At 34.2% G+C, this 15,449-nt stretch carries 16 protein-coding genes; 15 read left to right on the top strand and 1 reads right to left on the bottom strand.

Features of this window, described 5'->3' with window-relative positions; all coding sequences use genetic code 11:
- Positions 1–205: 205 nt before the first annotated feature.
- Entirely contained in the window at positions 206–877 is a 672-nt protein-coding gene (locus tag Q5O73_RS02240) for a PHP domain-containing protein (RefSeq protein ID WP_021953030.1), read from the bottom strand.
- Positions 878–1,057: 180 nt separating this feature from the next.
- On the opposite strand from Q5O73_RS02240, the gene Q5O73_RS02235 reads away from it, so the two are divergent.
- The 15 genes from Q5O73_RS02235 (at position 1,058) to nadD (ending at position 15,448) form a co-directional block, all read left to right on the top strand.
- Positions 1,058–2,920, top strand: coding sequence for a TIGR03960 family B12-binding radical SAM protein (locus Q5O73_RS02235; RefSeq protein WP_302628873.1), 1,863 nt, complete (start codon positions 1,058–1,060; stop codon positions 2,918–2,920).
- Positions 2,910–3,590, top strand: a complete 681-nt coding sequence (locus Q5O73_RS02230) for a TIGR03936 family radical SAM-associated protein (protein WP_021953032.1) — start codon at positions 2,910–2,912, stop codon at positions 3,588–3,590. The genes Q5O73_RS02235 and Q5O73_RS02230 overlap by 11 nt, the downstream gene beginning before the upstream one ends.
- Positions 3,583–4,710 (top strand): ribonuclease E/G, encoded by a 1,128-nt coding sequence (locus Q5O73_RS02225; RefSeq protein ID WP_302628872.1) that lies wholly within the window; start codon positions 3,583–3,585, stop codon positions 4,708–4,710. Before Q5O73_RS02230 ends, Q5O73_RS02225 begins: the two co-directional genes overlap by 8 nt.
- Positions 4,710–6,290, top strand: coding sequence for an extracellular solute-binding protein (locus Q5O73_RS02220; RefSeq protein WP_302668961.1), 1,581 nt, complete (start codon positions 4,710–4,712; stop codon positions 6,288–6,290). The genes Q5O73_RS02225 and Q5O73_RS02220 overlap by 1 nt, the downstream gene beginning before the upstream one ends.
- Before the next feature lie 117 nt (positions 6,291–6,407).
- Entirely contained in the window at positions 6,408–7,646 is a 1,239-nt protein-coding gene (locus tag Q5O73_RS02215; RefSeq protein WP_302668960.1) for a sensor histidine kinase, read from the top strand.
- Between the two features lie 72 nt (positions 7,647–7,718).
- Positions 7,719–8,084, top strand: a complete 366-nt coding sequence (locus tag Q5O73_RS02210; protein ID WP_302668959.1) for a sensor histidine kinase — start codon at positions 7,719–7,721, stop codon at positions 8,082–8,084.
- Complete coding sequence (locus Q5O73_RS02205; RefSeq protein ID WP_302668958.1) at positions 8,084–9,529, top strand: response regulator; 1,446 nt, start codon at positions 8,084–8,086, stop codon at positions 9,527–9,529. Before Q5O73_RS02210 ends, Q5O73_RS02205 begins: the two co-directional genes overlap by 1 nt.
- Positions 9,530–9,548: 19 nt before the next feature.
- Positions 9,549–10,280 (top strand): vancomycin high temperature exclusion protein, encoded by a 732-nt coding sequence (locus Q5O73_RS02200; protein ID WP_302668957.1) that lies wholly within the window; start codon positions 9,549–9,551, stop codon positions 10,278–10,280.
- A gap of 25 nt (positions 10,281–10,305) precedes the next feature.
- On the top strand, positions 10,306–11,481 hold the full coding sequence (locus Q5O73_RS02195) for a DUF4317 domain-containing protein (protein WP_302668956.1): 1,176 nt from the start codon (positions 10,306–10,308) through the stop codon (positions 11,479–11,481).
- Between the two features lie 151 nt (positions 11,482–11,632).
- On the top strand, positions 11,633–11,941 hold the full coding sequence (rplU, locus tag Q5O73_RS02190; RefSeq protein WP_021953040.1) for a 50S ribosomal protein L21: 309 nt from the start codon (positions 11,633–11,635) through the stop codon (positions 11,939–11,941).
- Positions 11,942–11,955: 14 nt separating this feature from the next.
- Positions 11,956–12,279, top strand: a complete 324-nt coding sequence (locus Q5O73_RS02185; protein WP_021953041.1) for a ribosomal-processing cysteine protease Prp — start codon at positions 11,956–11,958, stop codon at positions 12,277–12,279.
- 2 nt (positions 12,280–12,281) lie between these two features.
- Positions 12,282–12,566 carry a 50S ribosomal protein L27 gene (gene rpmA, locus Q5O73_RS02180; protein WP_118588605.1) on the top strand — a complete coding sequence of 95 codons (285 nt, stop codon included), beginning with the start codon at positions 12,282–12,284 and terminating at the stop codon, positions 12,564–12,566.
- Between the two features lie 74 nt (positions 12,567–12,640).
- Positions 12,641–13,924 (top strand): GTPase ObgE, encoded by a 1,284-nt coding sequence (gene obgE, locus Q5O73_RS02175; protein ID WP_302668955.1) that lies wholly within the window; start codon positions 12,641–12,643, stop codon positions 13,922–13,924.
- 12 nt (positions 13,925–13,936) lie between these two features.
- Complete coding sequence (yhbY, locus tag Q5O73_RS02170; RefSeq protein ID WP_302668954.1) at positions 13,937–14,230, top strand: ribosome assembly RNA-binding protein YhbY; 294 nt, start codon at positions 13,937–13,939, stop codon at positions 14,228–14,230.
- 15 nt (positions 14,231–14,245) lie between these two features.
- Positions 14,246–15,448, top strand: a complete 1,203-nt coding sequence (gene nadD, locus Q5O73_RS02165) for a nicotinate-nucleotide adenylyltransferase (RefSeq protein WP_302668953.1) — start codon at positions 14,246–14,248, stop codon at positions 15,446–15,448.
- Position 15,449 lies beyond the last annotated feature (1 nt).

Here is a 15,449-nt window from a genome sequence, read left to right as displayed (position 1 = left end):
TATAATTAATACCTGTAAGTGTTAAAAATGGTTTATTATGTAAAAGCAAGAGCTTATACCTTTGCTAATAAAAAAATAATATATGGGAAATGGTCTGATATTAAAGTTATTTCCATAAAAAAATAAAACAGATGTTTTGTTAAAAAATAATTATAATGTTGCTTTACGTTAATTAAAAAATGGGGCTGTGCGATAGCCCCATTTTTTAATTAATATAAAGCAACTGTTTTGGCTTATTTTCTTTAATACATTTAATGTAGTCCACAATACTTTCAAACCTTTCCTCCACGCCAATGCCGGAGCAGGTAATATCATGATGGTGGCTGTCACCCCCGGCAGTAATTGGAAGATTATATTGTTTTGCATACATATATGCTCTTTCATTTTCTTCGTTATAATTTCCTGCATTGTACACCTCCACCCCGTGTACCTGCTTAGGAAAAAGTCTGATTTTTGGTATATATGGTCTGTCTCTGAAAGGATGAGCATGTATAACCATTCCACCATATTTTGAAACCTCCAAAAACTGCTCCTTTATTGTCCAATGTTCAACTTCAGGGTGATTAAGCAGCCATTCTTTATCAAGTCCATAAACTAAGAAATCCTGTCCATCATATGTTTCTTCCCATCCGAAGAATACCTGAAGACCTATTTTATCTCCATAGTATTTTGCCTCCTCATATCCTCTGCAAAACAGATTAATTCTTTCTTCCCATGGCAAATCCTTTGGTATACAGGTATTTCCCCTAAAAAAATGTTCGGTAATAATAATTCCGGTATAGCCTGCATGCTTGTATTCTAAAGCCTGTCCCTTTCCTGAAATAGTAGCACATGCGCTTCCGTGTTTTGTATGTAAGTGTGTTTCGTATTTGTACATTTTATTAAAATCTCCCGGGTTAATATTTCGCTTTTATTGTAAAAAACATTTCTATATAGTATTATAAGGAATGGTATAATACTAAATTAAAGCATATGTGAAACTTATTTTTACAGCTAAATAGTATAACACATTAATATCACAAAAACTACAGAATTAATATAAAAGTCTAGGAGAAATATGAGAAAATTAGCTTTATCAGATGAAATATTGTTAAATATAGAAAAGCCTGCACGTTACATTGGAAATGAAGTAAACATGGTAGTTAAAGACCCTGAAAGTGTAGATATCAGATACGCCATGTGCTTTCCTGATGTATATGATATAGGTATGTCCCATTTAGGTATACAGATTATTTATGACTTATTAAATAAAAGAGATGATGTGTACTGTGAAAGAGTATACTCCCCATGGGTTGATTTAGATAAAATAATGCGTGAGAAAAATATCCCATTATTTGCCCTAGAATCCCAGGATAGTGTAAAGGACTTTGATTTTATCGGCATAACATTACAATACGAAATGTGTTACACTAACATATTACAGCTTCTTGATTTAAGTCAGGTGACCTTACTTTCAAAGGACAGAGGTGAGGATGAGCCTATTGTTATGGGTGGCGGTCCATGTTCTTACAATCCGGAACCGGTAGCAGATTTTTTTGATATTTTTTATATGGGCGAAGGGGAAACTGAATTTTATCACCTCCTTGATTTATATAAAGAAAACAAGAAAAAAGGTGGTACAAGGAAAGAGTTTTTGGAAATGGCTGCGGAAATTCCATGTATGTATGTCCCGGCATTTTATGATGTGACATACAATGAAGACTGCACCATTAAAGAAATGGTTCCTAATAACCCTCATGCCAAAGGTGGCGTAAGAAAAGATATTGTACTTGATTTTGACAAAGTAGAATACCCTGAAAAGCCTCTTGTTCCCTTTATTAAGGTAACACAGGACAGATGTGTTCTTGAAGTACAAAGAGGCTGTATAAGAGAGTGTCGTTTTTGTCAGGCAGGTTCAGTATATAAGCCGTTAAGGGAAAAAAGCCTTGAAAAATTAAAATATTTAGCTACAACTATGCTAAAAGCCACAGGGCAGGAAGAAATTTCCTTAAGTTCCTTAAGCACCAGTGACTACAGTCATTTAAAAGAGCTTATTGATTTCTTAATAGAAGAGTGTAAATCACGACATATAAATATTTCCCTGCCTTCTCTTAGAATTGATGCCTTTTCTTTAGACGTAATGAGCAAGGTACAGGATGTAAAGAAAAGCTCCATAACCTTTGCCCCGGAAGCAGGTACCCAAAGAATGCGTAACGTTATTAATAAAGGACTTACGGAAGAGGATATTTTAAATGGATGTGAACAGGCATTTAAAGGTGGCTGGAATAAAGTAAAGCTTTATTTTATGTTAGGTCAGCCAACTGAAACTAACGACGATGTTGACGGAATAATGGATTTATGCGAAAAAATAGCTGAATTATATTATGAAACAGTGCCAAAAGAAAAGAGAAACGGAAAATGCCAGATTACTGCCAGCACATCTTTCTTTGTGCCTAAGCCTTTTACACCATTTCAATGGGCACCTATGTGTACCTCCAAAGATTTTCTGGATAAGGCACGAAGAGTTAATGACAAATTAAAAACTCTGTTAAACAGAAAAAGTATTAAATATCATTGGCATGAGTCAGATATAAGTGTACTTGAAGGTTTACTGGCAAGAGGCGACAGAAAACTGGCAAAAACCATTCTTTATGTATATGAAAAAGGTGGAATATATGATGCCTGGTCAGAATTTCATAATGAAGAATTATGGCAGGAAGCCATTAAAGAAACAAATATAGATGTTGATTTTTATGTAACAAGAGAAAGAAAAGAAGATGAAATTTTCCCTTGGGATTTCATTGATACAGGAGTAACTAAAAATTTCTTACTTAGAGAATGGCATAATGCCCATAATGAAACCGTAACTCCTAACTGTCGTATGAAATGTTCCGGATGTGGAGCAGCATCTTTTGGAGGAGGTATTTGCCATGAAAATTAGAGTGCGTTTTTCAAAACAGGGACAAATGAAATTTATAGGTCATTTGGATATGGTTAGATATTTTCAAAAAGTAATGCGCCGTGGTGAAATTGATGTGGCATATTCGGAAGGTTTTTCACCTCACCAGAAAATGTCTTTTGCAGCACCTCTTAGTGTAGGTGTTTTAAGTAAAGGTGAATACTTTGATATGGAAGTAAACTCCACCCTTTCTACTAAAGAGGCAATAGAAAGAATAAACGAGCAAAACGTTGAAGGAGTAAAAGTTTTAAGCTATAAATTACTTCCTGATAATGCCAAAAATGCCATGGCTGTTATGTCTGCTGCAGATTATTTTGTATATACAGATATATTTACAGACGATGATATTACCGGTTTTATAAATCAGGATTCCATCAATGTAATTAAGAAGACTAAGAAAAGTGAGAAGGAAGTAGATATAAAGCCATTGATATATTCCATCAAAAAAGAGGATAATGGCATTTTTATAAAGCTTGCCCAGGGAAGTGCTCAAAATCTGAAACCGGAATTAGTAGTTACAGCCCTTGAAAATTTCACACAAAAAAGTGATACCTCATATATTTATGAGCGTCTTGATATGTATTGCACTGAGGATGGAAAGCTCATTTCCTTAGATAATATTGGTAGTGATATAGGAGAAAACATTGGATAACAGGCTGATTATAAGTGATTTTTATAATAACATATTACTTGGATTTTATTTTATTAATGATGAATTGTATCGTATTCAAAATTTCAGTGACAATTCATTAATAGGTAATATCTATTGCGGATATGTTAAGGATGTTGTAAAAAATATTGATGCAGCTTTCGTGGAATTCGGGGACAATTTAAAAGGATTTCTTTCCCTTAAAAATATAGAGAAAAAGCCAAAGTCCGGGGGCAAAATTTTAGTTCAGGTTGCAGGAGACAAAATAAAAACCAAGGACTATGCCCTTACCTTAAAGCTAAACCTTTCTTCTGATAATTTGGTAATGGTAGTAGGTGGCAGTGGAATAAGCATATCAAGAAAAATCACGGATAATGACACACGCAACCGGTTAAAGTCGTCCCTTTCCTCTCTTGACACCGGGGAATATGGATTTATTTTACGAACTTCCGGAGCCGATTGTTCCATGGAGGATATATTAGCTCAGGCTGATTTATTAAAGAAACAATATGAAGATATATTAAGGAAATTTAATTTTTCAACTTCTAAAGCTTTGCTTTTTGAAAACAACAAAATTGTTAATGCATGTAATGAATTTATAAATAAATATTCAGGAGAAATAAAAACAGACAATGAAAATGTTTATAAATTTCTTACAAATAGCCGGATATCTGCAGCTTATTTTACAGATACTTCCATAAGCTTATGTAACAAATATGCTTTAGGAAAACATTTGAAAAATGCATTATCAAAAAAAGTATGGCTTAAGTCAGGAGCTTATCTGGTAATTGAAGTTACGGAAGCGTTAACTGTAATAGATGTAAATACGGGAAAAGCAGAATTTCATAGTAACAAAGAAAAAACATTTGAAAAAATCAATCTTGAGGCAGCCCTTGAAATTTCTAAGCAGCTTAGGATTCGTAATATTTCAGGAATTATAATTGTAGATTTTATAAATATGTCTAAAAAAGAAAGTTACCAAAATCTTGAAGGCATCTTAAAATCATATGTTGACTGTGATTACGTTAAATGTAATATATGGGGAATGACACATTTAGGCTTAATGGAAATTTCCCGCCAAAAAAAAGAAAAGCCATTAAAGGAAATAGTAGGTGATAAGTAATGAAAAATAAACAGATAATTAGTGTATTGTTATGCATTGCACTGGCATTATCGCTGTTTTGCAGTTGTGGAAAAAAAGAAAAAGCAGAAAAATATACAGATTTGTCATGGTATATAAATTTTTCGTGGTTTAATACAGACTGGGGTAATAACATTGTATCAAAGGCCATTACCAGGAAAACCAAGTGTAACATCAGCTTTATTACACCAACCGGCAATCCCAATGAGAAGCTGGATTCAATGATTGCCTCCGATTCCCTTCCTGATTTAATAACTCTGGGATGGTGGGAACCTGAAATAAGTGAAATGATAAACGATAAAAAAGTATATGCTCTGGATAAACTTGCAGATGAATACGATACTTACTTTTATAACGTTGTAAATGAGCAGGTTGTAAAGTGGCACTCACGACCTAACGGACATTTATACGGCTATCCAAATTCAGCCTGTTCTCCGTCAGATTACGAAAAATATGATAATTTAGCTTCCAATGAAGCCTTTCTTGTAAGAAAGGATATTTACGAAGCCATTGGAAGTCCTGATATGACTACACCTGAAGGCTTTGTTAAAGCAGTAGAAAAAGCAGCCAAAATGTTTCCTACAATTGACGGAAATGAAATGATTCCTGTAGATTGTACTGAATTTAACGATATAGGCTGTGATTCCTTTGATAATTATCTTTTGGATTTCTTAGCAGTTCCTTACGTTGACAAAAAAGGGAATGCCATTGACCGTTTAAAAAACAAGGACTATATTACATGGCTTAAAGCCTTTAGAAAACTTGGCGGAGAAGGTCTTTTAAAGGATGAAATTTTTGTTGAGAGTCGAACCCAGAAATCTGAAAAAATTAATAACGGACAATACTTCTGCATGATATATCAATATACGGATTTATCTGATCAGGAAAAAAATCTTTATAAAAACAATCCTGATAGCATATACATTGCCGTTGACGGTCCGAAAAATCTTTCCGGTGACGACTACACTCTTCCGGGAACAAGCGTAAATGGCTGGACTGTAACCATGATTTCAAAGAAGTGCCAAAACCCTAAGGCTGCCATAAAACTTCTCACATACCTTTTAAGTGAAGAAGGGCAGAAAATGACATGGTTAGGAACCCAGGGTGAGATGTGGGACTACAACAAAGATGGTGTTCCTGAAATAAAGGATAACGTTAGAAAGCTTCTATACACTGACCGTAAAAAATACAACAGTATATATGGAGGTGATTCCTGTTACTGGATGATGCAAAATGATGCCATGGCATCCCAGTGGATTAAGGATGATCCTGATAATCCCGTTACCCAGCTAAAAAAATGGTCATATCCTTATACCACATACGTTGGGCAATATACCATTGTTTTTGACACTTCAACAGATGTTGGAAAAATTAAAAACAAAGCCGAAAAAAAATGGGGTGACGTTTTACCTCTTTTATTACTATCAAAATCCGACAGGGAATTTGATAAAATTTATAACAACTATATGAAAGAAAGATATCAGATGGGATACGAAAGGGTGTTAAGTGCCCTTACATTAAAAATACAGGAAAATATAGAAAAGTTAGGTTTAGATAAATAAATGAAACGTGTTTCTAATAAAATCAAATTTAAAATGCATATAAACTCCCTAAGCGGCAAAGTAATTATTATAATTACCACATTTATAATTTTATGTGCCGTTTCCTGGACTATTATTATGTTTATAAACATGAGCGGCAATGTCAAAGATATTGCATTAAAAGACGAAAAAATTTATATGAAAACTTTTTTGCAAAATGCCAATGATATACAGGAAGTTTGTAATTTAGCCAAACAGACAATAGAACAAAATGACTCCATTAAGGATTATATAAAGTTAAGACAAAAGGGTGAGGAATTAAGTTCTTCTGAAAAAATCAATTTTTACAAAAAAGAGCTGTCTGCCCTTGAAACCATGACCACTATTAATCCTTACATATATCAGGTGCGGCTTTTTGTAAACGCTGACATTACAGAGAAAAAACCATCATTTTACAAAATAAGACGGCTTTCAAACATGGACTGGGCAGATACTTATAAATACAGTCCATGGCAGATAGATTATTTAGATAAGGTGTTTCCTGATAGTGTAAATAAAAACTCTCACCTGATAGGTTTAGTAAGCCAGATAAAAGATGACAACGGCAAACTCCTTGCTATTTTAGAAATATCAACGCCTCTTGAAAATATGTTTTCAGGATATTTTAACGAAAATAACAGTGAACTATGCTGTTTTGTGGACAATAACGGTGGCATTTATTCTTCAGACAAAAACAAAAAGATTTTTGATAAAAACAGAAAAAAACTGTTTGAATTTACATATAAATTAAAAAACAAGTCAGTTTTTGCAACTTTTAGCAATCAAAGCTGTATTGTTTCTGTATCTGATTTACCTTCCATGAATGGATGTTTTGTACATATAAAAGGAATAAAAGATACCGTTGACTCCTTTTATATGAGCCAGATACCTTACTTGTACGTTATGCTTATTTCAACGGCAATATTCATAATTATTGTATTTTTTATGATAAGAAATATTTTTAGAAGATTTAATATTCTAACCAGTGAAGTTGCCCAAATTGAAAATGGCGAGAACATTAAACTTACAGAATCAGGAAATGATGAAATATCAGAGCTTGGTAAACAAATAAACAAAATGGTTGTTTCCCTTGATGAGTTAAACCGGGAAAATACCCAAAAACAGCTGCTGGTAAAAAATGCAGAGATTAAATCCCTACAAAATCAGATAAATGCTCATTTTATGTATAACGTTCTTGAAACAATAAAAATGATGGCTGAAATTAAGTCTGAGTTTGAAATATCAGATGCCATTACATCCCTGGGGCAAATGTTCAGATATAGTATGAAATGGACCTCAGGTATGGTAGAATTAAGCGAGGAGATTCATTACATATAAAATTATTTAAATCTTCTAAATTTAAGATTTGACTACGAAATATATTTGTCTCTTAATATACCTGATAAATATATGAAACTTAGAATACCTAAAATGTCTCTACAGCCTTTAGTAGAAAATTCCGTATACCACGGTATTGAAAATATGGCAGAAGACACTTATATTTATATTAAGGCATTTGAAGAAAATAATGTAGTCAATATAGAAGTATCCGATGCCGGTGCAGGTATGTCCGAAGAGAAATTACAGGAACTTAGAGAACGTATAAATGCCGCTGATGGAGTTGATGAATCTAAGGAACACGGACGTGCTTTATATAACGTTTCTAAACGACTAAAAATGTACTTTGGAGCCGAATACGGTTTACAGATTTTTTCAAAAGAAGGCGTATACACAAAAGTGCTTATAAAAATACCACTTGACAAGGAGAATCAATAATGAAAACTTTACTTTTAGTTGAAGATGAGAAATTAATAAGGCAGGGCGTTCGCTCTATGATCGAGAGAAGCGGTGTGGAAATAGAGAATATTATTGAATGTAACAACGGTGAAGCTGCTCTTGAAATTCTAAAAAATCAGGAAGTGGACGTAATGTTTACAGATATTAGAATGCCTAAAATGGATGGAATTACATTAGTAAGCAAGGCTTCAGAATTTAAGAAGAAGCCTTTAATAGCCGCAGTAAGTGGATTTGATGATTTCGACTATGCGGTAGGTATGCTTAGAAACGGAGTTCAGGAATATATTTTAAAACCTGTAGATAGAAAAAAAATCACGGAAACATTAGTTAAGTTTGAAGACATCTATGAAGCAGAACAGGAAAAATATATGCAGGAGCGTAACGTAGCCTTCCAGCAGCTTAAATATATGATTTTCTGCGATGATATTACCGTGGCAGAACTTGAAAACACATGCAATATAATACACAAATACATTCCTTTTGATAAGTATGCAGTATTTTGTTTTAGTGCAAAGGAAGACGATAATGAATTTACGGAAAAGGATAAGTATTTCTATGTTCAGGGGCGTGACTCTCTTAACTTTATTATTACTGATGCCCAATATTTTAACGATGTTAAAGCCAAACTTCAGCATTACTATGTTGGTGTAAGTTTAGTATATGAAAATTTCTTTGACGTTAAACAGGCTTTTTGCGAAGCTGCCCAAATGAGAAGATTTTCCTTTGAAAAATGCGAAAAGTTAGTAGATGCAGATGGTTTCAAAGAACTTCCTAAAGACTTTGAATATGGTGTTAAATATATGATGCAGACAGCCAATCTTATTTGTTCAAACAAGTTAGAGGAAGCTATATCACAGCTTACTGCATTTTCAGAAGGTGTAAAGTCCGGCAAATACAACATTAATGAGTTTCAGGAGCAAATGAAAATAATTATAAGAACCACAATGAAGGTTTATAAAAATGTTTTAGCCAACAAAGAAGAGGACATTAATGAATTAGCTGATATATATGCCTTTGAAACCATTGATGTATACATGGATGTGATAAAAGAATGGATTAACCATTTTAACGAACTTGTAGGTCAGGATATAGACGAACACAAAACTAATATAAAAATGCAAAAAGCTATTGAATATATAAAGGAAAAATATGCTACAGACTTGAATATGGCTGTTGTTTCTAATTATATATCCATGAATTATTCATTATTTTCTTATACATTTAAGCAGTATACCGGAACTAATTTTGTCAACTACTTAAAAAACATCCGTGTTGGAGAAGCAAAAAAACTTCTTACTGAAACAGATATGAAAATAAATGAAATTTCTCAGGCTGTAGGATACGACCATGAAAAACACTTTATGAAAACCTTCAAAAGTATTACAGGTCTTACTCCTTCACAGTACCGTAATAATTTAGGTTAAATCTAAAGGAGAAAGCAGAATGAAAAAGTGCAAAGACCAAAAAGGTACTAAAGCGGACAAGAAACAAAAAGGTGGATTTAAAAAAATGCTGATAAAAATTTTCCTATGGATACTTTTTATTTGTCTCGTAACACTGTTAGCAGTTGTTTGTATAAATCTGTACATGACTAACTCTGTATCCGAAAATGTCATTTCATTAGAGGATGCTAAAGATATGGATGCTGACTGCATTATTGTTTTAGGTGCCGGAGTGAGAAAAGACGGCTCCCCTACTAATATGCTTGAAGATAGAATTATAATCGGTGACAGATTATATAAGGACAATGCAGCCGGTAAAATACTTATGTCAGGGGATCATGGCAGAGAAAATTATGACGAAGTAAATACCATGAAAAATTACGCAATTAACGAAGGTGTTCCTTCAGAGGATATATTTATGGATCACGCAGGTTTTGAAACCTACGATTCAATGTATCGTGCAAAGGAAATTTTTGGTGCCAGAAAAGTGATTATTGTTACCCAGAAATATCATTTGTACAGGGCTCTTTATATTGCCAAAAGCTTAGGACTTGATGCCTATGGTGTATCATCGGATTTACGGTACTACAGCAAAAAAATGATATATTGGCAGTTTAGGGAATATATTGCAAGGATAAAGGCATTTGGCAAGTGCATTGCCCGTCCGGAACTTAAATATTTAGGTGATAAAATAGACTTAAAGGGCAGCGGTGACATAACTAACGACAAATAAACTACAACAACCAAGGGAGGCTATAATGGATAAAAAATCTATTGGTGAATTACGAAGAAGACTAAAGAAAGACAGCTGCACATTTACAAAAATGTGTGGATGTTATGTAAATGATTCAAAAAATAAAGTTATAAAATTAGATGAAATATTTTTAAATTTGGAAGATGAAGAATATTATAAATATTTAGAAATTGCAAAAAAAGTTTTATCCACAAATGTTGGAAATAATATACTTGAACTGGATTTTCCACTTGAAGAAGAACAGCCGGGAGGCCATCAGCAGTTCCTTTTAGGAATTAAGAAAAGCGGTTTAAAGGATCAGGGATTATTGGATGCTTTCTATGACATGGTTATAGAAAAATATGACTCTTTAGGCAACTATCTTATTTTACTGTTCCATGATGTATATGACGTTATGACTAAAACAACAGATAATAACAAGCTTGATGAATCAGAAGAAGTGTATGAGTACATAATATGTGCCATTTGTCCTATGATTTTATCAAAGCCGGGACTTGGATATAACAAAAGCGATATGCGCATTGGAACCCTTAACAGGGAGTGGATGGTTGGAATGCCTGAAACAGGATTTATTTTTCCGGCATTTAACGAAAGAAGCAGTGACATTCATTCAGTATTAATGTACACGGCTGACAGCAAGAATCCTCATAATGAGTTAATTCAGGATATACTGGGATGCCGTGAGAAACTTACCTTTGTCCAGAAGCAGAACGTACTTTGCGATATGGTATCTGATGTAACTTCTGAGGATGATTTAAAAGAGGTTATGGAATCAGTTAATATTGAACTGGCGCAGATTTCTGATTCAGAGCCTGAAACAGTAGTAAACGAAGAAAATATAAAAAGTGCCCTGACTTATGCAGGAATAGAAGAGAATAAAGCCGACAAAATCGGTAAAGAATATATTTCTGCAATAGATAAAGACGAACTGCCTCTTTTAGGAGATATTATTCCTAATAAAGCAGTAAAGGCAGTAAAGGACAATAACGAAAAAGTGCTTTTAAAAGAAGAAATAAAAGAGCTTAACAGAAAAATTGCCCAGGCCTATGATACAGAGGGAAGTGATATAATAATTAAGGTAAACGATGAGAAGCGTGAACTTATACGCCAGGAAGATATTGACGGTGAAACCTATTTAGTTATTCCAATATCTCAAAATGACAGTATAAAAATAAATTAATAACCTAAATCATGTAATATATCGTCAAAAATCAATTGACATCTACATCTTATGATGTTATTATACAATGGTATGCCGCTCAGTGTGGTTATAAGTACTGCATATGCAGTCACCGAAGCTGGCGAGTAATGAGTAATAGGAGGTGCCCATAATGTACGCAGTTATAGCAACAGGTGGTAAACAGTATAAGGTTTCTGAAGGCGAAACAGTTAGAGTTGAAAAGCTCGGCGTTGAAGCTGGAAACAAGTTTACTTTTGATCAGGTTCTTTTGGTTAGCGGTGATGATGTTAAGGTTGGTAACCCAACAGTTGACGGTGCATCAGTTGAAGCTACAGTTGTTGGCGATGGCAAGGCTAAGAAAGTTATCGTTTACAAGTACAAGAGAAAAACCGGATATCATAAAAAGAATGGTCATAGACAGCAGTATACAGAGCTTAAGATTGACAAGATCAATGCATAGTGAAGGTATAAGATATGACAAACATTACTATTTATTGCAGTAATAATGATTATGTTGGTTTTCGTGTAAGCGGACACAGCGGATATTCGGAAGCCGGATATGACATTGTATGTGCAGGCATTTCTGCTTTAACCATTAACTGCATGAATTCCATTGAAGAACTTACTGAAGAAAGATTCAGTGTTTTTCAACATGAGGATGACGGCGTTATTGATTATATGCTAGACGACAAGCCCGGCATGGAAGCAGAAATTTTACTTAAATCTCTTGTTTTAGGACTTAGGGATTTGGAAAAGGAATACAAAGATTTTATATCATTAGATTATAAGGAGGTATAGCTATGATGAAGATGAACCTTCAGTTCTTCGCTCATAAAAAAGGTATGGGTTCTACAAAGAACGGTAGAGACTCAGAGTCAAAGAGACTTGGTGCTAAAAGAGCAGACGGACAGTTTGTTTTAGCAGGAAACATTCTTTACAGACAGCGTGGAACAAAGATTCACCCGGGCGTTAACGTAGGACGTGGTGGTGACGATACATTATTTGCTACAGCTGATGGAATCGTAAGATTTGAAAGAAAAGGCAGAGACAAGAAACAGGTTTCTGTTTATCCGGTAGCTGAATAATTTATACACGAACAGTATTGGGCTTCAAATCAGGTTTTGATTTGGAGCCTATTTTAAATAATGGAGGATTTATCATGTTTGCAGATTTTGCTAAAATTTTTATCCAATCCGGAAAAGGTGGAGACGGACACGTCTCATTTAGAAGAGAATTATATATACCAAACGGTGGTCCAAACGGTGGCGACGGCGGAAAAGGTGGAGATGTAATATTTGAAGTTGATAAAGGACTTAATACTCTTTATGAATTCAGACATAAACATAACTACAAAGCGGAACCGGGACAGGAAGGCGGAAAACAGAATAAAACAGGTAAGAATGGTGCAGACCTTATTATAAGAGTTCCTGAAGGTACCATTATAAGAGAAGCTGAAACCGGCAAAATTGTTGCAGATATGAGTGGCGAAAATCAACGTGTCATTGTACTTAAAGGCGGACGTGGTGGTAAGGGAAATCAGCATTACGCCACAGCTACAATGCAGGTTCCAAAGTATGCCCAGCCGGGTCAGAAAAGCATGGAATTAAATGTTACCCTTGAATTAAAGAGTATTGCCGATGTAGGACTTGTAGGTTTTCCAAATGTAGGTAAATCAACTCTTTTATCAAGAGTTACCAATGCAGACCCGAAAATTGCCAACTATCACTTTACAACATTAAATCCTAACCTTGGTGTTGTGGATTTAGATGGTGGAAGGGGTTTTGTAATCGCAGATATTCCGGGATTAATTGAAGGGGCATCTGAAGGAGTAGGATTAGGTCACAAATTCTTAAAGCATATTGAAAGAACCAAAGTAATCATTCATATGATAGACGCAGCTTCCGTAGAGGGACGTGATCCTATAGCTGATATTAAGGCTATTAATAAGGAGCTTGAAGCATACAACCCTGAACTTCTTACCCGTCCTCAGGTTATAGCTGCCAACAAAATCGATGCTATATATGGTGACACTAACGAGGTTATCGATAAAATCAAGGCAGAATTTGAACCGGAAATTAAAGTATTTCCAATATCTGCCGTAAGCGGTAAGGGACTTAAAGAATTATTATTCTATGTAAGGGAAATGCTTGATCAGTTTGATGATGCCCCAACAGTATATGAACAGGAATATAACCCTGAAGATTACCAGTTAGGAATTGAATTGCCATACACGGTAGAAAAAATCGAAGACGGACTTTATTCTGTTGAGGGGCCTAGAATTGAACGTATGCTTGGTTATACAAATATTGATTCTGAAAAAGGATTTATGTTCTTCCAGAACTTTATGAAGGATAATGGCATATTGGAAGAATTGGAAAATCTCGGTATAAAAGACGGTGATACAGTAAAAATTTATGGTCACCAGTTTGATTATTACAAATAAATGGAGAAAAAAATGAATAGTAAACAGCGAGCATATTTAAGAAAAATTTCAGCAATGGAACAGCCTATATTTCAGGTTGGTAAGTCCTCCGTAACACCGGAACTTACATCAGCCATTGATGAAGCCTTGGAAAAAAGAGAATTAATTAAAATAAACATATTAAAGAACTGCTTTGATGACTGCCATCAGGTTGCTCAGGTTTTAGCTGAAAGAACAAAGTCAGGAGTGGTTCATGTTATTGGTCGTAAAATTGTATTATACAGACCTGCAAAAGAAGAAAAGAACAGAAAAATCATTTTACCGTAATTAAAGGAGTGCGTAATGAAAGTCGGTATACTGGGAGGAACTTTTGATCCCATTCATAATGCTCATATTACAATTGCAAAAGAAGCGCTTAAGCAATTTAATCTTGATGAAATATTAATTATGCCAACTCCTTATCCTCCTCATAAGGATAAGAACAAAATAACAGGCAATTTTCACAGGGCAAATATGATTAAGCTTGCCATTGGTTCACTGGACAAAATCAGATTTTCCGATTTTGAGCTTAACAGTCATGATGTAACATATACAGCAGACACTCTTCATATGTTAAAGGAGCTTCACCCTGAAAATGAATATTATTTTATTATGGGAAGTGATTCCATTGCCTCTTTTAAAAGCTGGTACAGACCTGACGTTATATTAAAGTTTGCTAAGCTTATTGCCGTTAAGCGTGACGACGAAAGTTCAAAAAAAATGGATGTTAATATTTCTGAAATAGAGAAGGAGTACAATACTCATATTGGTATTCTTTCCATGCCTGCAGTTGATATTTCTTCAAGTTATATCCGCTGCAACAGTTATGAAGCCATAAAATCCATGGTCCCTGAACCTGTATACGAATATATTGTAGAAAATAATTTATACAACAACAATAACAATGTAAATAAGGCATGGTCCATTAATAAAATCAAGGAAGATTTGGAAAGTTTATTGAAACCTTCCCGTTTTAAACATATTTTAGGAGTTGCAGACACAGCCAAAACCATGGCGGAGCATTTTAAGGTAAACCCTAACAAAGCTTATTTTGCAGGTATTCTTCATGATTGTGCCAAATACATGAGTGATTCTGAGCTTTTAAATATATGTTATGAAAACAATATAGAAGTATCTGATTCAGAAAAGAAAAAGCCTGATTTGTTACATGCTAAGGTAGGAGCTTTTATTGCCCAAAAGAAGTATAATATTACCGACCCTGAAATATTATCTGCCATCCGTTGGCATACTACAGGCAGGGAAGATATGACTGATTTGGAAAAAATAATTTTTTCAGCAGATTACATTGAACCGGAACGAACAAAGCAGCCTAATTTAGATTATTTAAGAAGCATTTCTTTAAAAAATCTAGATTTACTTGTGTATGACATATTAAAAGACACCATGGATTATTTACAGGTAAATTCAGCTGATTTAATTGATGATAACACAAGTGAAGCATATTCTTATTATAAAAATGTAATTAACGAAAATAAGGAGAATTAAT

This window comes from Eubacterium sp. AF15-50 (genome assembly GCF_934835595.1).
GTDB classification, from domain to species: Bacteria; Bacillota; Clostridia; order Lachnospirales; family Lachnospiraceae; genus Eubacterium_G; species Eubacterium_G segne.
Note: the sequence above shows the minus strand (reverse complement) of the source record. Positions and strands in the feature narration are given on the sequence as shown.